Raw genomic sequence first — 18,662 nt, forward strand, 5'->3', positions numbered from 1 at the left:
CCGCCGTGCACCTGAAGACCCTCACCGTCCGCGGGTTCAAGTCCTTCGCGTCGGCCACCACCTTCGAGTTCGAGCCGGGAGTCACCGCCGTCGTCGGTCCCAACGGGTCGGGCAAGTCCAACGTGGTCGACGCGCTGGCCTGGGTCATGGGGGAGCAGGGTGCGAAATCGCTGCGCGGCGGCACCATGGAGGATGTCATCTTCGCCGGCACCACGGAGCGGCAGCCGCTGGGCCGCGCGTCGGTGTCGCTGACCATCGACAACTCCGACGGCGCGCTGCCGATCGAGTACTCCGAGGTCACCATCTCCCGGACGATGTTCCGCGCAGGAGGCAGTGACTACACGATCAATGGCGCGAAGTGTCGTCTCCTGGACATCCAGGAGCTGCTCTCCGACTCCGGGCTGGGCCGCGAGATGCACGTGATCGTGGGCCAGGGCCAGCTGGACCAGATCCTGCAGGCCACTCCGGAACAGCGCCGCGGGTTCATCGAGGAAGCCGCCGGCGTGCTCAAACACCGACGCCGGCGCGAACGCAGCGTGCGCAAGCTCGAATCCATGGGCACGAACCTCTCCCGCCTGGAAGACCTGATCGGAGAGATCTCCCGCCAGCTGGCCCCACTGGGCAGACAGGCTCGGGTGGCGCGCAGGGCCCAGCAGATCCAGCACGACCTGCGCGACTCGCTCTCCCGGCTGATCGCCGATGACCTCGTCCAGGCGGCCACCGCGCTGCAGGAGTCGACCCAGGGTGAGCACCAGGACCGCGATCGCGCCGAACAGCTGCGAGCGAACCTCGCCGAGAAGGACGCCGAGCTGGCCGGGCTCGAACAGCGCGCCAGCTCTGAGCGGCAGCACAGTGAGAAGCTGCTCGCCGGACACCACCGGCTGGAGCAGGTGCAGGAACGGCTGCGTTCCGTGGGATCGCTGGCGCAGGAGCGCGCCCGGAGCCTCCGCGCTGCAGCCTCGGTGCCGCCGAGTGGGCGAGATCCCGAGCAGCTGCGCACACAGGCCCAGAGCGTCACCGACCAGGCGGCCGAACTGGAGCGCGAGGTCGGTGCCGCCCGTGAACGACTCGAGCAGACCTCGCTTGCGCGAGCCGCCGCCGAGGACGAGCTCAGGACCGAAGAGACGCGGCTGACCGAGCAGCTGCGTGCAGTGGCGGATCGTCGAGCAGGTCTCGCCACTCTGCGTGGTCGCGTGGAGACCGCCCAGGGGCGCATCGAGGCGGCGCAGGGCCGACGCCAGCGTGCGCAGGAGCAGCGCGACGCCGCGCGAACGGCACAGCAGCGAGCCGGCGCGGAGTTTGCCGAGCTCGAACAGCGGATAGCAGGTGTCGAGACGGGGGAGGAAGACCTCGACGCCGCCTACGAGACCGCGCACCGGCGACTGGCGACTCTGCGCGCACGCTACGACGATCAACTCAGCGAGCACCAGCGGCTGAACGGGGCCATCAGCGAGTACCGGGCGCGACTCTCCGGCCTCTCCGCGGCAAGGACCCCGCGCGACGGCGCCGCCGCGCTGAGCCGGGATCGCCCCGAGATCATCGACGCCCCGCTTGCCCAGCGACTGAGCATCACGCGCGGCTGGGAGACGGCAGTGGCCGCCTGCCTGGGAAGCCTCGACTCGGCACTGGTCACCCGAGACGCGGAGGCTGCCACCGAGGCGCTGAGCTGGTTGGCGGCGCAGAAGGCCGGCCGAGCCCATCTGGTGTACCCCCACCCCGCCCCCGCGGCCCCGTCGCCGAGCGTTCCCTCCGAGGCGCGAGGCACCACAGTCGCGCGGGGCACCACAGTCGCGCTGCCCGAGGGCGCCGTCTGGGCGAGCGAGGCGGTGACCGCGCCGGCCGAGCTGTCGGCCTCGGTGACTGCGGTGTTGGACGGCGTCGTCCTCTGCCCAGAGGAGTCGCTGGCCGAGGAGCTCCTGGACATGGAGCAGGTCATCACGGTGGTCACGGTCTCCGGCATCGTGCTGCGCGCCGGCGAGCGGATCGGCGGCACCGCGCTGGAAAACTCCGATGTCGCCATCACGGCGCAGATCAACGAGCTCACCGAGACCCTGGAGACCAGCGAGGCAGAGCTTGAGCGCCGTACGGCACTGGCCGCTGAAGAGGAGTCCGAGGTCAGCGCCGCCGAACTCAAGGTCGAGGAGACCCTGCAGGCGCTGCATGCAAACGACGCCGAGCTTCACGCCACGACCGAACAGCTGGGTCGGCTCAACGCCGAGCTCCAACGCAGCGCCGAGCGCATCGAGGCTTCCGAACAGGAGATCCAGGCAGCCGAGCACGCCGCGGGAGAGGCCCAGCAGCAGTGGGAGGAAGCTGACGCCAGGCTCACGGCGGCCCAGAGCGAGGACATCGACGAGGATCCCTCCACGGCGGAGCGTGATCGGCGCGCAGAGACGGCGTCAACGCAGCGACGCGAGGAGGTCGATGCTCGGCTGGAGCTGCGCGCCGCCGAGGAGCAGCACAAACAGATGCTCGAGCGCGCCTCGGCGCTGCGCAGGTCCGCCGCAGCGGAGGAATCTCGGCTTCAGGAGGCGCAACGGATCGCCCAGGTGCGCAGTAGGCGCGCGGACGAGGCCGAGTCCATCCATGCCGAAGCGGCCGAAGCCGTGGAAGCTCTGGAGCAGCTGCGCCAGCGCGCGCAGGCCAGCCGTGCGGGGGTGGATGCTGCGGCGCAGCAGACGGTGCAGCATGCCCGCGAGCTGCAGTCCACGCGGAGACAGGACGCCCAGGAGCTTGAGGCCGTCACGGCGAAGCTCCACCAGGCCGAGCTCAGGCGCACCGAGTTGCGACTGAGTCTGGAGGCGGCTGAGGCGCGTGGGCTCGAGGAGCTCAGCCTGACGCCGGAATACCTCATCGAGCACTACGGGCCCGATCAACCGGTCTATGACATCGCAGAATCCAACACCGCAGAACCCAACACCGCAGAATCCGAGCACAAGGGCTCTGACCAGCAGGAGCCCGCCCCTGGGCGTGCCTTTAAGCGCGAGGAGCAGGAGAAGCGACTGGCGCAGGCGCGGCGCGACCTCAAGGCGCTGGGCAAGGTCAATCCCCTGGCGCTCGAGGAGCATTCAGCATTGGAGGAACGGCACAGCTACCTGCAGGAGCAGCTGGCCGACCTGATGAAGTCTCGCCAGGATCTGATGGACATCATCGCGGATGTCGACGCCACCGTGGAAAAGGTCTTCACCGAAGCCTGGCTGGACACGAAGGCCCAGTTCGAGCGCGTCTTCGGCCGACTCTTCCCCGGCGGTGAGGGCAGGTTGGAGCTCACCAATCCGGAGGACATGCTCAACACCGGGATCGAGGTCCAGGCTCGGCCACCCGGCAAGCGGATCCGACGGCTCTCGCTGCTCTCCGGCGGAGAACGATCGCTGACCGCCGTGGCGCTGCTGGTGGCGATCTTCAAGGCGCGCCCGAGCCCGTTCTATGTGATGGACGAGGTGGAGGCGGCGCTGGATGACACCAACCTGTCCCGGCTCCTGGTGATCTTCGAGGAGCTCCGGGAGTCTTCCCAGCTCATCATCATCACCCACCAGAAACGGACCATGGAGATCGCTGACGCCCTCTACGGGGTGTCCATGCGTCAGGACGGTTCGACTCGCGTGGTGTCGCAGCGACTCGCCGCTGCAGATCAGGTCACGACGCCGTAGTGGAGCCGCCCTCGCGCGCACGGTGTTCGAACGTGCCGGCCGTGACCGCGGTGAACGAGGACGCGATGATCTGCTCCAACACCACCGGATCCAGCTGGTCCAACCGCGGGATATAGAGGCACCCCACCCCGGTGCTGTGCGCCCCGAGCGTGGTGAGAGCCTCGGCATGGGCCCCGACTCCGTCGGGCAGATAGACCGTCGTCGCCTGGCGTCGAGGCGCATAGGCCGCCGCCGGCGCGTCGCCCTCGCGGCCCGTGTCATAGCGGTAGTGGTAGGTGCCGAAGCCGATGATGCGTCCCCAGAGCGCAGGCTCCTCGCCGGTGGCGCGGCGCATGAGCGTCAGCATCGTCCGGGCATCCTCCTGCCGGACGCGGGGAGTCACCGACCCGATAAGCTCTTCCACACTTCCACCTGTAGGTGCCATGGGCGTCCTCTCTCTCCTCCTCCAGTATGGCCATGAGGACCTCGGAGTGGGGGGACTGCGGCGCCCGGGAATGCGACGGGGTTTGGTTGGGTTGAGCAACAAGGATCAATGATGGGTTGAACACAGGAGTGGCTGCATGACGCGTGAGACGAAGATTCCGATTCCTTCCGAGCTGAAGGTCATGATCGTCTCGGCGTTCGTCATCGCCATCGGGTTCGGAATCGTGGCTCCCATCCTGCCGCAATATGCCTCGGACTTCGGCGTCTCGGCGATGGCCGTCTCTGCCGTGGTCTCCGCCTTCGGGCTCTTCCGGCTCCTTTTTGCTCCCGCCTCCGGCAGACTCACCCAGTGGTTGGGGGAGACCCCGGTCTATGTGATCGGTCTGCTCATCGTCGCCGCCTCGATGATCGCGACAGCCTTCGCGCCCAGCTTCGAGCTTCTGCTGATCTTCCGCGCGCTGGGGGGCATCGGATCGACCTTCTTCACCGTCTCGGCGATGACCTTCCTCGCCCGGAAGTCACCGCCGACCATCCGTGGCAGGGTCTCCGGGGCCTACGCCTCCGCGTTCCTCATCGGCAGCGTCGCCGGTCCGCTCGTCGGCTCGGGCCTGCTGGTCTTTGGTCAGCGTGTTCCCTTCCTGGTCTACGGCGGAGCACTGGTGGTCGCGGCGGCGATCGTCTTCGTGATGCTGCGCCAATCGCGTCTTGAGGATCGCGGCCGCAAGGAGGACCGGGAGAAGGCCACACTTGCCGAGGCCTGGCAGCATCGCGGCTATCGTGCGGCGCTGACCGCTGGATTCGCCAATGGGTGGGCGACGTTCGGACTGCGGAACTCCGTCGTGCCGCTCTTCGCCGCCTCGGCCTTCGTCGGCTCCGGATGGGTGCTGGACTCCAGTCAGCTCGCAGGCGTTGCGCTGGCCACCTTCGCCGCGGGCAACGTCGGAGCGGTGCTGCTGTTCTCTCGCCGCTCGGATCGTTTCGGACGACGACGTCCCATCATCATCGGACTCATGATCTCCGCGGTGGCCACGGGTGTCCTCGGGCTGGCGCCGAGTCCGCTGTGGCTGCTGGTGCTCAGCGTCATCGCCGGGGTGGGGACCGGACTGATGAATCCGGCACAGCAGGCGGCCATCGCCGACATCGTCGGTTCCGGACGCAACGGCGGTTCCGTGGTCTCGACCTTCCAGATGACCCAGGATCTGGGGTCGATCATCGGCCCGCTGCTGGCTGGTTTTCTGGTGGACCAGCTGGGGTACTCGTGGGCCTTCGGTGTCACCGGTGTCATTCTGATGTTCGGAGCTCTGGCCTGGACCAGGGCTCCCGAGACGCTGGAGCCCGCGCCGCAGACCTGAGACGGCACGCGAAGAGGGCCGGTCCGGTGAGCATGATGCTCGCCTGACCGGCCCTCTTTCTCTGCAGAGGCGAAGCCCTGGAGGAGTCTCGTGAAGCCGACTACTCCGGAGGTGCTCCCGCGGTGGTCTTGCGGCTGCTGCCCTCGGTCTCGAAGATGTAGGCATCTTCGTCGTGCTCTGAGCGGTCGATGCCCAGGGTTTCCACGTCGGAGGTGACGCGGAACCCGATGGTGGCGTGGATGGCGTAGGCGATGATCGCGGTCATCACCACGGTGAAGACCAGGGTCACCAGGACCGCCACGATCTGGGATCCCATGAGTCCGAGTCCGCCGCCGTAGAACAGGCCGGCACGTTCGCCGTCGATCAGTTCGGCGCGGCCCAGCAGGCCGATGGCCACTGTGCCCCAGAGGCCGGCGACGAAGTGCAGGCCGACGACGTCGAGCGTGTCATCGAAGCCGAGCTTGTACTTCAGGCCGACGGCCAGGTAGCAGACGAAGCCGGAGATGGCGCCGATGATGATGGCGCCGACCGGGTCCACGTGAGCACACGCAGGGGTGATGGCGACCAGGCCAGCGACGATGCCCGACGCAGCGCCGAGCGCGGTCGGCTTCTCTCCGCGGACGCGCTGGGTGACCAGCCAGACCACAAGTGCTGCGGCAGGGGCCAGCAGGGTGTTGACCCAGATCAGACCAGCTTCGCCGGCCTCGGCAGCTGCGCCGCCGTTGAAGCCGAACCAGCCGAACCAGAGAAGCGAAGCACCCAGCAGCACGAACGGAGTGTTGTGGGGGCGGTGGGAGGCGCGTTCGGTGAAGTTGCGGCGCTTGCCCAGGATCAGGGCGAGCACGAGGGCTGCCAGACCGGCACACATGTGAACCACGAGGCCACCGGCGTAGTCGACTGCCTCACCGACAGCGTCGCCGACGGCGCCGCCCTCGCCGAGGAGTCCACCATCGCCCCAGACCATGAAGGCCAAGGGGCAGTAGACCAGGGTCACCCAGATGGGAACGAAGACCATCCAGGCGGAGAACTTGGCGCGGTCCGCGATGGCGCCGGAGATCAGTGCCGTGGTGATGATGGCGAAGGTTGCGCCGAAGCCGATGCCGATCAGGCCTTCGGGCGCGTCACTCAGCGTGGTGTAGAGACCAAGGTCAGTCGCCGGGTTGCCGAACAGACCGCCCACGGATTCACCGCCTGCGATGGCGGAGCCCCAGAGGGCCCACACCACGGCCACGAGACCCATGGCCGCGAAGCTCATCATCATCATGTTGATGGCGGACTTGGCCTGCGACAGACCGCCGTAGAAGAAGGCCAGACCGGGTGTCATGAGCAGCACAAGTGCGCTTGAGACAAGCACCCAGACGTCTAGTGATCCAAGTTCCATGTGTCCTCCAGGAGAAACATCAGGTCATCGGTGTATCTCACCGATGCGAGCTGATCTCTATGGTCCTTGGCCCGTGTTTCACCCGGCGCGCCTTCATGTTTCGAGAAGGTAAAACCTTTCCCCTGGCGACTTTGGTGCATTGCGGTTCACCCTGGCGGGTGCTTGAGCCATCAGAGTGGGGTGACGTAGGCGCCGGAGATTCCGCCGTCGACCAGGAAGCTGGAGGCTGTCATGAACGAGGAGTCATCGCTGGCGAGGAAGGCCACGGCGGCCGCCAGCTCCTCGGGTTCGGCGAAGCGCCCCAGCGGCACATGGAGGAGGCGCCGGGCCGCCTTCTCCGGGTCCTTGGCGAAGAGCTCCTTGAGCAGCGGCGTGTTCACGGGACCGGGGCAGAGCGCATTGACGCGTATCCCTTGGCGGGCGAACTCCACGCCCAGCTCCCGGCTCATGGAGAGCACTCCGCCCTTGGAGGCGCTGTAGGAGATCTGCGAGGTGGCTGCGCCCATCACGGCGACGAAGGACGCGGTGTTGATGATCGAGCCTTTGCCCTGCTCCTGCATATAGGGCAGGACGTGCTTGCAGCAGAGGTAGACCGAGGTCAGGTTGACCTCTTGCACCCTCTTCCATGCCTCAAGTCCGGTCTCCAGGATCGAGGCGTCCTCGGCCGGAGCGATGCCGGCGTTGTTGAAGGCGATGTCCACGCTGCCGTAGGCGCGGTGGGTCTCGGCGTACAGGTTCTCCACATCCTCGGGATCGGTGACATCCACCCGCACAAACATGCCTCCGATCTCTGCTGCCGCTTGTCTCCCGGCGAGAGGGTCGATGTCGGCGATGACGACGCGGGCTCCTTCAGCAGCCAATCTGCGAGCAGAGGCCAGGCCGATCCCGCTGGCACCTCCGGTGATGACGGCGCTGCGGTCGATCAGGCGACGGGCGTTGGTGTCCATGAAGCTCCTTAGGCTCAGGTGCTGGAGATGAAGACGTTCTTGGTCTCGGTGAAGGCCTCCGGGGCGTCTGGTCCCAGTTCGCGGCCGAAGCCCGACTGCTTGAACCCGCCGAAGGGGGTCGAGTAGCGCACGGACGCGTGGGTGTTCACCGAGAGATTGCCTGCCTCGACGCCGCGGCTCACGCGCAGCGCACGTCCGACGTCGCGGGTCCAGATCGACCCGGACAAGCCGTACTCCGTGTCATTGGCGAGACGCATGGCCTCCGCCTCGTCCTCGAAGGCGACCACGGCGATGACCGGACCAAAGATCTCCTCATGGAACGCCCGCGCATCGGTGGTGGGTGTGAGCACCGTGGGTGGGAACCAGTACCCTGGGCCGCTGGGGGCGGAGCCTTGGAAAGCGATCGGTGCGTCCTGACCGAGGAACGAGGACACCGAGTCGCGGTGCCCGGCGGAGACGAGCGGCCCCATCTGGGTGTCCTGCTCCTGAGGGTCTGCGCAGGTGAAGCCTTGGACGGCGGGTTCGAGCAGCTCGAGGAATCGGTCCAGGACCGAGCGCTGCACCAGCACGCGGGAGCGCGCGCAACAGTCCTGGCCGGCATTGTCGAACGCTCCGTTGGGTGTCGCCGCGGCGGCCTGTTCCAGGTCTGAGTCGGCGAAGATGATGCTGGAGTTCTTCCCACCCAGCTCCAGGGTGAGGCGCTTGACCTGATCTGCGCATCCGGCCATGATGCGCTTGCCCACCTCGGTGGATCCGGTGAACACGATCTTGCGCACCGCCGGATGTGTCACGAAGCGGTCACCCACCACCGATCCAGCCCCTGGGAGCACGGTGAAGACCCCTTCAGGAATTCCAGCTTCCAGGGCCAGCTCTGCGAGGCGCAGAGCGGTCAGCGGGGTGATCTCCGCGGGTTTGAGCACCACCGTGTTTCCGGCGGCCAGGGCGGGTGCAAAGCCCCAGGCGGCGATGGGCATCGGGAAGTTCCACGGCACGATCACGCCGACCACGCCCAGCGGCTCGTGGAAGGTCATGTTGACCCCTCCCGGGGTGGGGATCTGACGTCCGGAGAGCCGCTCGGGCGCCCCCGAGTAGTAGGTGAGCACATCTCGGACGTTGCCGGCCTCCCAGCGTGCATTGCCGATGGTGTGCCCCGAGTTTCGGACCTCCAGTGCTGCCAGGTGCTCCAGATCCGCGTCCACCGCGTCGGCGAAGCGACGCAGCAGGCGGGACCGATCTGCTGGCGCGACGGTGCGCCAGCTCTGATACGCATGCTGTGCGCGGGCGATCGCCGTGTCGGTCTGTTCCAGGCTGGTGCGTTCGACGGCCTGGATGACCTCTTCGGTGGCGGGATTGATGATCTCGGTGATCGTCATGGAAGCAGCGCATCCTCTCGGTCGTGGTCGGCTCCGTGAACAGGGCGGGATTCCGCGTCACGGGTATGGGCGAAGCGCCGCGCGGCCGCGACGAAGCCTTCGAAGAGACGCGCATCCTTGCGGTTTTCCTCGGGGTGGAACTGGACGCCGAGCACCCAGTTCTCGCCGGTGGTCTCCACGGCTTCTATGGTCCCGTCGGCGGCTCGGGCGGTGACCACGAGGCCCTCCGCCACCTCGTCCAGGGCCTGGTGGTGGTGGCAGGGGGAGTCGGCCTGCTCGCCCAGCAGCGCGGCGCAGCGGCTGCCGGGCACCGTGGTGAACTCCACCTCGCCGTATTGGCCGGGAGCCGGTTGATACTGCTTCGCGGTGCTGGTGACGTCTGGCAGGTGCTGGATCAGCGTCCCACCCAGAGCCACATTGAGGATCTGGGCCCCGCGGCAGATGCCGAAGAGTGGGACACCATGCTCCAGCGCGGCGCGTGTGAGCGCGATGTCGTGATCGTCCCGGGAGGGCTGCGATGAGGTCAGCTCGTGGCGTTCGGCCCCGTAGAACTGCGGGTCGACGTCGACTCCGCCGATCACGATCAGCCCATCCATCAGCTCCAGGACCGAGGGGTCGGTGCCGACCGGTGGCAGCAGCAGGGGAGTTCCACCGGCGGCTGCCACCCCTTCGACGTAGGATCCCGGGACGATGGAGGCGACTGAACTCCAGACGCCCCAGGATCCTTCCTGGTAGTAGGTGGTGATGCCGATGCGGGGTCGGTGCTCGGATCCACTCTCACCCATCTCAGAGCCGCTCGAAGCCACGGTGCAGCTCCCAGTCGGTGACGGCGGATTCAAAGGCCTCCAGCTCCACCTCGGCGTAGTGGACGTAGTGCTCGACGACGTCCTCTCCGAACACCTCGCGGGCCAGTGACGAGCCGTGGAGCAGATCACGGGCCTCCCGCATCGCCGACGGGACGACCTGCGCGTCCGACTCGTAGGCATTGCCCTCCATCATGGGCTCCAGCTCCAGCTGGTGCTCGATGCCGTAGAGCCCTGAAGCCAGCATCGCCGAGAGCGCGAGATAGGGATTGACGTCGCCACCGGGGAGGCGGTTCTCCATCCGGGCCGACTGTCCGCTGCCGACCAGCCGCACCGCGCATGAGCGGTTGTCGATGCCCCAGGCCACCGAGGTGGGCGCGAAGCTCCCCTTGGCGAAGCGCTTATAGGAGTTGATGTTCGGGGCGTAGAAGATGGAGAGCTCACGCATGCCCTTGAGCACTCCTGCGATGAAGTGGTCGTAGGTGGCGCTGCGCGCGTCCTTCTCCTCATCCCAGAAGGTCAGTTCGCCGTCGAGTCCGCGCAGCGACATGTGGATATGGCACGAGCTGCCTTCTCGGTCGTTGGGCTTGGCCATGAACGTGATCGACTTGCCCTGCTGGTGGGCGATCTGTTTGGAGGCCAGCTTGTAGACCACGTGATTATCAGCGGTGATCAGTCCCTCGTCGAAGCGGAAGGCGATCTCATGCTGGCCGAAGTTGCATTCGCCCTTGGCGCTCTCCACGGTCATCCCGGCCGTGTACATGGCGTTGCGGACCTCGCGCAGCAGCGGTTCGACCCGCTGGGAGCCCAGGATGTTGTAGTCGACGTTGTACTTGTTGGCCGGGACCAGGCTCTGGTAGTTGGAGTCCCAGGCGTCCTCGTAGCTGGTGTTGTAGACGCAGAACTCCAGCTCGGTCCCGGTGAGCATCTGGTAGCCCATCTCCCGGGCGCGGTCGAGCTGCCGGCGCAGCATGGCGCGGGGGGACATGGGGATGAGCTGGCCGTCATGAGCGGTGAGGTCGCACTGAATCATCGCCTGTCCGGGGTTGTGCGGCATCAGCCGAATGGTGTCGAGGTCCATCGCGAAGCTCATGTCCCCGTAGCCCGCCTCCCAGCTGCTGATTGCGTAGCCGCCGGGAGTGTTCATCTCGGTGTCCACTGCCAGCAGGTAGTTGCAGCCCTCGGCGCCCTCCTCGAGCATCGAGTCCAGGAAGAACTGGGCGTGACAGAGCTTTCCCTGCAGGCGTCCCTGCATGTCTGTGAAGGCGAGGACCACTGTGTCGATGCGTCCCTCGGTGATCTCTTGGCGCAGCCGCGGAACGCTCAGCATGCGGTCATTGCGCGGATGTGTGGGTGATGTCGTCACGGGTTCTGATCCTCAGGTGGCAGGGGCAGGGGGCATGTGCGGAATCGGGGTCACGAGCAGGAGCGCAAGCTGGCTCACTGCAGCGTGGTGTCGGCGTCGTCGAGCATCGCGAACTCCTCCTCGGGAGCATTCGCGACGAGGTGATGGCGGCTGTAGAACCAGAAGTAGGCGAGGAAGAGCAGGAAGACCCCTGCGGTGATGGACGCTGCGAGCACGTCGACCAGGAAGGTCGCGACGACTGCGACCACTGCCAGCACCAGGGCGATGCCGGTGGTGACCACCCCACCCGGGGTCCGGTAGGCGCGGGGGAGATCTGGTTCACGGAACCTGAGCACGATGTGGGAGAGGTTGAGCAGCACGTAGGACACCGTGGCACCGAAGACGGCGATGTTGATCAGCAGTCCGCCGTCACCGGTCACCGCCGCCAGCACGAAGCCGATGGTGCCGGGCACGATCAGTGCCACCCAGGGGGTTCTCCGCTCACCGGTCAGTGAGAGCCAGCGGGGCAGGTACCCGGCGCGCGAGAGGGCGAAGAGCTGGCGGGAATATGCGTAGATGATGGAGAAGAAGCTGGCGATCAGTCCTGCGAGGCCGGCGTAGTTCACGATGCTGGCCATGACGCTGCCCGATCCGGCGACGGCGCGGATCGACTCGGGCAGGGGGTTGTCCGAGCTGCTCATCGCTTCTGAACCAGCGGCCCCTGGCACCAGGACGAGCATCAGGGCCCCGGTGACGAGCAGGATGGCCATCCCGACGATGATCCCGCGCGGCATGTCCCGCTTCGGGTCGGTGGTCTCCTCGGCCGCCAGCGGCACTCCTTCGATGGCCAGGAAGAACCAGATGCCGTAGACGAGCGCGGCCATCGCGCCGGCGTACCCCATGGGGAGGAAGGCGCTGGCACCCACGGCGTCGTTCGGAACGATGTCGAAGAGGTTGCTGACGTCGAAGTGGGGGACGAGGGCGATGACGGTGACCACCAGGGCGAACACGGCAACCACGGTGATGCCGAACATCAGCCGCAGGGCTTCACCCACCCCGTAGAGGTGAATGCCGACGAACACCGCGTAGGTCACCAGATAGACCGGCCAGGAGTTGGTGATGCCGAACAGTCCCAGCGCCTCGATGTACCCGCCGATGAAGGTGGCGATCGCGGCGGGCGCGACCGCATATTCGATGAGCACCGCCACCCCGGTGGCGAACCCTCCAAGCGGGCCGAGTGCGCGGCGCGCGAAGCCGTAGCCGGCTCCCGCTGTGGGCAGCGAGGAGGACATCTCGGCGAGGCCGAAGACCATGCACGTGTACATCAGCCCCATGAGCACGAAGGCGATCAGCAGGCCGCCCCAGCCGCCCTCGGCCAGACCGATGTTCCACCCGGCGAAGTCCCCGGAGATGACGTAGGAGACCCCGAGGCCTGCCAATAGAATCCACCCCGCCGCCCCGGCCTTGAGTCGTCGATGATCGTGATAGCTGGAATCTGCGGCGGATGCTGTGGTCTTGTCGTGCGGCATGGCAGTCCACCCCTGTGGATTCGAACCGGCGAGAACACCTCCAATGGACTGTTTTCAGTCCATGGTGTTGTGCGGAATCCTGACACCTCAGCCCCGGGGCGTCAATACCCGGTGCACCGAAGGCCTTTGGCTGCGGCTTCGGGGCCGACGAGGCACGTAGGCTGTGAGCTTCAGTCGCTCAGCTCGTCGGTCTCAGGACGAGGACCGGGGCGTGTGCGTCGGCGAGAGTCAGAAGGAGGAACCGAATGTCAGCGGCAGAGTTCGGCGACCCCTATGCGGTGCTGCGCCCGGTACGGTCGGGCAATACCTTCGAGGAGACGATCGAGCACCTGCTTCAGGCGATTCGGGTCGGACTCTTTCCTCCGGGGCAGAAGCTGCCCGCAGAGCGCGAGCTGGCCGGGCATCTCGGGGTCTCGCGCGCGACCCTGCGGGAGGCCCTCGCGGAACTGCAGCAGGCGGGCTTTCTCGACGTTCGTCGCGGGCGGTATGGCGGGACCTATGTGCTGGAGACGCGCAATGCGGCGCGGCAGAGGATGGAGCAGCTGAACCCGCTCCAGCGACGCGACGTGCTGGTCTTTCGTGCGGTGCTCGAACCCGCGGCCGCGGAGCTTGCCGCGCAGGCAGACCGGAGTGCCTCGGCGCAGGAGCACCTGCAGGGGTGTCTCGCCGATGTGCAGAGCGCGGATGGAGTCAGCTACCGCGCCCGGGACTCCCGATTCCATATCGCGGTGGCGGAGCTGAGCGGCTCCGCGTCACTGATCACAGCGGTGACCGACACTCGGGCGCGCGTGAATGCGCTGCTGGATGAGATCCCGCTGCTGCCTGCCAACCTCGAACACTCCAACGAACAGCACGTGGAGATCACCGAGGCGATTCTGCGCGGGGACGCGGCGCAGGCAAAGGCGCTGATGGCCGATCACCTCGAGGGCACCGCGTCTCTGCTGCGCGGATTCCTTCCGTAGCGGGGGTCAGCGCTCTTCGAGCAGTGCGGCGACGAACTCTTCAGCGTCGAAGGGCGCGAGGTCATCGGGACCCTCTCCGAGTCCGATGAACTTCACCGGCACGCCCAGCTGGCGCTGGATCGCGATGACGATCCCGCCGCGGGCCGTGCCGTCGAGCTTGGTGAGCACGATGCCGGAGATGTTGACGACCTCGGCGAAGACCTTGGCCTGATTGAGCCCGTTCTGACCGACAGTGGCATCCAGCACGAGCAGGACCTCGTCCACCTCGGACTTCTTCTCCACCACCCGCTTGACCTTGCCGAGCTCGTTCATCAGGTCGGCCTTGTTCTGCAGCCGTCCAGCGGTGTCGATCATGACGACGTCGGTCTCGAGCTCGATGCCCTTGTCCACGGCCTCGTAGGCGACCGACGCAGGGTCCGCGCCCTCGACGTCAGACTTGACGGTGGGCACACCGACCCGGTGGCCCCAGGTGCTCAGCTGTTCCGCCGCGGCGGCACGGAAGGTGTCGGCCGCACCGAGCAGCACGTCCTTGTCCTCGGCGACGAGCATGCGGGCAAGCTTGCCGACGGTGGTGGTCTTCCCGACTCCGTTGACTCCGACGACCATGATCACCGCAGGGCGACCCTCGGCGGTCACGGTCAGCCGGCGGTCCAGGCTGGGATCGACCAGTGCAAGGAGCTCCTCGCTGAGCATCGCCTTGACCTGCACGGGATCCTTGGTGCCTTCGACCTTGACCCGTTCGCGGAGGCGGTCCACCAGCTCCATGGCGGGTTCGGTGCCGACGTCGGCCATGAGCAGGATCTCTTCGATCTCCTCCCAGACGTCCTCATCGATCTCGTCACGCGAGAGCAGGGCCAGCAGGGAGCGACCGAAGATGTTGTTGGACTTGACCAACCGGGCCCGCAGCCTTGCGAGCCTGGTGGCCACAGGTTCGGGTGTCTCGACGGCCGGTTCCAGGACCGTGGGCTCCTGCGCCACATCGACGCCGTCGCCGGCCTCGGGCGCGTCGGTGGTGGGGCGGTCCTCGGGCGGAGCCTCGAGCGTGTCCACACCCCCGCCGGGCAGGTCGTCTGGGTCCCGCTGGGAGAGGTACTGCTCACGCTTGTCCTTGGGGAGGATCTTTCCGCCCTGCACCAGGAAGAATCCCAGGGTGCCGAGCAGGACCACAGCAAGAACGATGAAGAGAATAAGAACGTCGAAATCCACGAGTTCAGTCTGTCACAGACCTGCGGCTCCGCAGGCGAGCCGCGTGGCTAGCGCCAGATGCCGCGGGTGTCGATGACCGTGGCGGTACCCAGCTGAGCCGTCGTAATGGCCTTGAATGCGGCATGGTCCACCAGCAGCACCACGACGTCGGCGGCCTCCAGGGCGTCCTCGACGCTGGTGAGGGTGACGTTGGCGGAGTTCTCCAGGACGGCGGGGAGCTGCTCGATATTCGGCTCCACCGCGAGGATCTCCGCACCCGGAGCGCGCTGGGCGAGCGTCTCGGCGATCTGCAGCGACGGGGACTCGCGCAGGTCATCGATGTTGGCCTTGAAGGCGAGGCCCAGCAGCGCCACGCTCGGGTTCTCCCCGGCGGCTTCGAGGGCCTGTTCGATCCGGCCCAGGACCCATTCGGGCTTGGCATCGTTGGTCTGCCGCGCGGTGCGGATCAGGTTGGCCTGCTCGGGGGCGGCGTCGACGATGAACCAGGGATCCACCGCGATGCAATGTCCGCCCACGCCCGGGCCCGGCTGCAAGATGTTCACCCGGGGATGGTGATTGGCCAGCTCGATGAGCTCCCACACGTCGATGCCCAGCTTGTGGCTGATCACGGAGAGCTCGTTGGCGAAGGCGATGTTGACGTCGCGGAAGCTGTTCTCGGTGAGTTTCGCCATCTCCGCGGTCTTCGCGTCGGTGAGCAGGAACTCGCCCTTGCAGAAGGCCGAGTAGAGGTCGCGGGCGGCTTCGGCGGCTTCGCGGGTGAGTCCGCCGATGATCCGGTCGTTGGTGATCATCTCCTCCATGATCTTGCCCGGGAGCACGCGTTCGGGGCAGTGCGCGACCAGGATGTCCTCGGCGGTGAGGTCTGGGCGGGCGGCGAGGATGCGGGCTGCCATGTGTTCGGTGGCGCCGGGAGGTGAGGTGGATTCCAGGATGATCAGCTCCCCACCGGTGAGCTTGGCGGCGATCCCGTCTGCGGCGGCCTCGATGTAGGACAGGTCAGCTGCGTGAGTCTCGGTGAAGGGGGTGGGGACGGCCACGATGTAGGCGTCCGCGACAGGGGTCTCGGTGCTCGCGGTGAGGGTCCCGCTGTTGACTGCTCGTTCCAGGACCTCGCGCAGTCCGGGTTCGACGAAGGGGACCTCGCCGTTGTTCACCGCGGCGACGTTGCGTTCGGAGACGTCCATGCCGATCGTTCTCACGCCGTGATCGGCCAGGATGGCTGCGGTGGGGAGTCCGATATAGCCGAGTCCGATGACACCGACGGTGGAGAGTTTCCTAGGCAAGATGGATCTCTTTCTGTGGCGGCGTGTCGGGGCTGACAGCACGCGAGTCTATCCCAGGGGCACCTCACCGGCATCCCTGACACCGGTGGCGACACGAGGGTCCCGGCATGGAATCGGTGATATCCAGCAATCGGCGATATCTTGGAGCGGTTGCATTCCAGCTTCGAAGGAAAACCAGAACTGCCTATGTCCACACGCGCTGAACCCACGCAGTCCACGTCCGTCTCGGCACCCTCGGTGCCTGAGTCCGGTGCGCGTTCCTCGCGAAGTGGACGTTTCCAGCCGGAGATCCAGGGCCTGCGGGCACTGGCCGTGCTGCTGGTGGTGATGTATCACTTCTGGCCCGAGCGGCTGACCGGGGGATACATCGGGGTCGATGTCTTCTTCGTGATCTCCGGTTACCTGATCACAGCGCACCTGTTCAAAGAGGCCAATCGAACCGGTCGCATCAGACTGGGACAGTTCTGGGCTCGCCGCATCCGCCGACTCCTCCCACTGAGCCTGTTGGTCCTGGGGCTCACCGCGGTGGCAGCAGTGGCGATACTCCCCAGCACCGAGTGGCAGAGCACGCGACGCCAGATCATGGCCTCGGCGCTCTATGTGCAGAACTGGATCCTCGCCGAGGATGCTGTCGACTACTCCAAGGCCGATGAACGCGCGACCGCGGTGCAGCACTTCTGGTCGCTCTCAGTGGAGGAGCAGTTCTACGTCCTCTGGCCGGTGCTGCTGGCGCTGGTCCTGGCTGTGGCGGTCTTCGGGCGCCGTCGTCGTCTTGCCCGCAACCCCGACGCGACCCCGCGGGTGAGCGTGCGCACCATCTTCCTCTCCGTGATCGGGGTCCTGGGCGTCGCCTCGCTCGCCTTCTCGATCTACTACACGGCAGACTCCTCGGCCCAGGCATACTTCGTCACCCCCACCAGGATCTGGGAGTTCGCCCTGGGGGCCGTGCTCGCGCTTGTGCTGGGGGCCAGTCAGTTCACCGGACGATGGGCGAACCTGCTGGGCTGGACCGGATTCGCGATGATCCTCGCCTCGGCGTACCTCTACAGCGCGCTCACTCCGTTCCCCGGTTGGGCGGCACTGGTTCCCACAGTGGGTGCCACCCTGCTCATGGCCTGTGGCGGCAAGCAACGGGTGACCGGCATCCACTGGTGGCTCTCGCTGCGTCCGGCCACGGCGATCGGAGACTGGTCCTACGCGATCTACCTCTGGCACTGGCCGGTGGTCATCTTCGCGCCCTACGTCAGTGACGCCGCGAAGGAGTGGTACGTCAAGCTGCTGCTGATCCTCGGCGTCGTAACCCTCTCGGCGCTGAGCACGCGATTCTTCGAGGCCCCGCTGCGACGGGCGAAATTCCTGATGCCCACCTGGCGCACCATGGTGGCAGCCGCAGTCTCGATGGCGCTGGTGGTCGGCGTGGCGCACTATTCCGTCGAGCACGTGGAGCAGGATTTCTACGCCTCGGACCTCTCCGAGGACCATCCCTGCTACGGATATCGGGCGCTGGCGAACCCCGACCAGTGCGGGGACCCGTTCGAAGGGACGCTCGGACTCATGCCCTCGCCGGCCGACGTCGCCGCGCAGCCCCAGGAGCCGGTGTATCCGGGCTGTCAGGCGGAGGCCGAGGATGAAGGAGTGCCGGAGTGCTGGCTCGGGGCCGAGGAGTCTCAGGCCGACGGGACCATCGCCGTCTTCGGAGACTCGCACGCGACGATGTGGCTGCCCGCCCTGGATGAGATCGCGCAGGACAGCGATAAACGGCTGCTGGTGCTCACCCGATCCAGCTGCACTCCGCGCGCCGGCACCTACGAGGATGAAGACGATCCCTGCGGCGAGGCGAATCTCGAGATCCTTGATCGGCTGTCCGACGACGACGAGGTCGAGACCGTCGTGATCGCTGGAAGTCAGGTATATGGAGGCTTCGATGGGCCGGACATCGACGTGGACTTCCCCGAGACCGACGTCGAGCTCACGGATCAGGCGCGCAGCATCATGGCCCCGATCGAGGTCTGGCTCGAGGCCGATAAGGAAGTCGTGGTCTTCGGCGAGATTCCGCGGATGAACTACGAACGCAATGAGGAGGAGACTCTCCCCGAATGCGTGGCCCTGAACGAGGACGACCTGGCAGCCTGCAACGACGACCTTGAGGACACCAGGGTGGCCGAGCGCTGGCTCACTCAGTCCGAGGATGTCTTCGACGAGGCCGAGAATTACCACTTCGTCCCCACCGAGGACCTCGTCTGCCGCGAGGAGGATGAGACCTGCTACGCGGTGCTCGGCGGCGCCATCACCTACAACGACAACAGTCACCTCTCACACAACTTCGTGCGCTCGGTGACCCGGGAGATCGGTGAGCGGATGGAGCCGGCCCTGCAGAACTGAGCCCGAGAACGTCGCTGCTGCACCCG

The 18,662-nt window shown here is 66.7% G+C and carries 13 protein-coding genes; 4 read left to right on the forward strand and 9 right to left on the reverse strand.

The features are described 5' to 3' along the window. Positions 1–5: 5 nt before the first annotated feature. Entirely contained in the window at positions 6–3,650 is a 3,645-nt protein-coding gene (gene smc, locus H4W26_RS00750) for a chromosome segregation protein SMC (RefSeq protein ID WP_192590290.1), read from the forward strand. Here the strand turns inward: smc and H4W26_RS00755 are convergent. After that, positions 3,637–4,053, reverse strand: coding sequence for a DUF1801 domain-containing protein (locus H4W26_RS00755; protein WP_318779721.1), 417 nt, complete (start codon positions 4,051–4,053; stop codon positions 3,637–3,639). The two genes, smc and H4W26_RS00755, sit on opposite strands and share 14 nt — an antisense overlap. Before the next feature lie 157 nt (positions 4,054–4,210). On the opposite strand from H4W26_RS00755, the gene H4W26_RS00760 reads away from it, so the two are divergent. Beyond that, complete coding sequence (locus H4W26_RS00760; RefSeq protein ID WP_192590292.1) at positions 4,211–5,425, forward strand: MFS transporter; 1,215 nt, start codon at positions 4,211–4,213, stop codon at positions 5,423–5,425. Between the two features lie 100 nt (positions 5,426–5,525). Here H4W26_RS00760 and H4W26_RS00765 read toward each other — a convergent pair whose 3' ends face one another. The 6 genes from H4W26_RS00765 to eat form a co-directional block, all read right to left on the reverse strand. After that, positions 5,526–6,806, reverse strand: a complete 1,281-nt coding sequence (locus tag H4W26_RS00765) for an ammonium transporter (RefSeq protein WP_192590293.1) — start codon at positions 6,804–6,806, stop codon at positions 5,526–5,528. Positions 6,807–6,976: 170 nt separating this feature from the next. Continuing rightward, positions 6,977–7,753, reverse strand: coding sequence for a 3-oxoacyl-ACP reductase (locus H4W26_RS00770; protein ID WP_192590294.1), 777 nt, complete (start codon positions 7,751–7,753; stop codon positions 6,977–6,979). Between the two features lie 14 nt (positions 7,754–7,767). Continuing rightward, on the reverse strand, positions 7,768–9,126 hold the full coding sequence (locus H4W26_RS00775) for an aldehyde dehydrogenase family protein (RefSeq protein ID WP_192590295.1): 1,359 nt from the start codon (positions 9,124–9,126) through the stop codon (positions 7,768–7,770). After that, positions 9,123–9,932: a gamma-glutamyl-gamma-aminobutyrate hydrolase family protein gene (locus tag H4W26_RS00780; RefSeq protein ID WP_318779722.1), complete on the reverse strand. Its 810-nt coding sequence runs from the start codon at positions 9,930–9,932 to the stop codon at positions 9,123–9,125. The genes H4W26_RS00775 and H4W26_RS00780 overlap by 4 nt, the downstream gene beginning before the upstream one ends. Then, positions 9,913–11,259, reverse strand: a complete 1,347-nt coding sequence (locus H4W26_RS00785; protein WP_192591935.1) for a glutamine synthetase family protein — start codon at positions 11,257–11,259, stop codon at positions 9,913–9,915. The genes H4W26_RS00780 and H4W26_RS00785 overlap by 20 nt, the downstream gene beginning before the upstream one ends. Before the next feature lie 110 nt (positions 11,260–11,369). Next, a complete protein-coding gene (eat, locus tag H4W26_RS00790; RefSeq protein WP_192590296.1) occupies positions 11,370–12,803 on the reverse strand; it encodes an ethanolamine permease in 1,434 nt (477 codons plus the stop codon). A gap of 245 nt (positions 12,804–13,048) precedes the next feature. Between eat and H4W26_RS00795 the strand changes: the two genes are divergently transcribed. Next, on the forward strand, positions 13,049–13,765 hold the full coding sequence (locus H4W26_RS00795) for a FadR/GntR family transcriptional regulator (protein ID WP_192590297.1): 717 nt from the start codon (positions 13,049–13,051) through the stop codon (positions 13,763–13,765). A 6-nt stretch (positions 13,766–13,771) separates the two neighbouring features. On the opposite strand, the gene ftsY is transcribed toward H4W26_RS00795, so the two are convergent. Both ftsY and wecC read right to left on the reverse strand, forming a co-directional pair. Beyond that, positions 13,772–14,971 (reverse strand): signal recognition particle-docking protein FtsY, encoded by a 1,200-nt coding sequence (gene ftsY, locus H4W26_RS00800; protein WP_192590298.1) that lies wholly within the window; start codon positions 14,969–14,971, stop codon positions 13,772–13,774. 47 nt (positions 14,972–15,018) lie between these two features. Further along, the gene (gene wecC / locus H4W26_RS00805; RefSeq protein WP_192590299.1) at positions 15,019–16,254 is read right to left on the reverse strand and encodes a UDP-N-acetyl-D-mannosamine dehydrogenase; all 1,236 of its coding nucleotides are present in this window, start codon (positions 16,252–16,254) and stop codon (positions 15,019–15,021) included. Positions 16,255–16,440: 186 nt separating this feature from the next. On the opposite strand from wecC, the gene H4W26_RS00810 reads away from it, so the two are divergent. Beyond that, on the forward strand, positions 16,441–18,636 hold the full coding sequence (locus tag H4W26_RS00810) for an acyltransferase family protein (RefSeq protein WP_192590300.1): 2,196 nt from the start codon (positions 16,441–16,443) through the stop codon (positions 18,634–18,636). Positions 18,637–18,662: the final 26 nt, after the last annotated feature.

Origin of the sequence: Nesterenkonia halotolerans, assembly GCF_014874065.1 — a bacterium.
GTDB lineage: Bacteria > Actinomycetota > Actinomycetes > Actinomycetales > Micrococcaceae > Nesterenkonia > Nesterenkonia halotolerans.

Coding starts and splice junctions, on each gene's coding strand:
- H4W26_RS00795 (WP_192590297.1), top strand. CDS start 13,049: ATGTCAGCGGCAGAGTTCGGCGACCCCTATGCGGTGCTGCGCCCGGTA.
- H4W26_RS00765 (WP_192590293.1), bottom strand. CDS start 6,806: ATGGAACTTGGATCACTAGACGTCTGGGTGCTTGTCTCAAGCGCACTT.
- H4W26_RS00785 (WP_192591935.1), bottom strand. CDS start 11,259: ATGCTGAGCGTTCCGCGGCTGCGCCAAGAGATCACCGAGGGACGCATC.
- H4W26_RS00775 (WP_192590295.1), bottom strand. CDS start 9,126: ATGACGATCACCGAGATCATCAATCCCGCCACCGAAGAGGTCATCCAG.
- H4W26_RS00810 (WP_192590300.1), top strand. CDS start 16,441: ATGTCCACACGCGCTGAACCCACGCAGTCCACGTCCGTCTCGGCACCC.
- eat (WP_192590296.1), bottom strand. CDS start 12,803: ATGCCGCACGACAAGACCACAGCATCCGCCGCAGATTCCAGCTATCAC.
- H4W26_RS00760 (WP_192590292.1), top strand. CDS start 4,211: ATGACGCGTGAGACGAAGATTCCGATTCCTTCCGAGCTGAAGGTCATG.
- H4W26_RS00770 (WP_192590294.1), bottom strand. CDS start 7,753: ATGGACACCAACGCCCGTCGCCTGATCGACCGCAGCGCCGTCATCACC.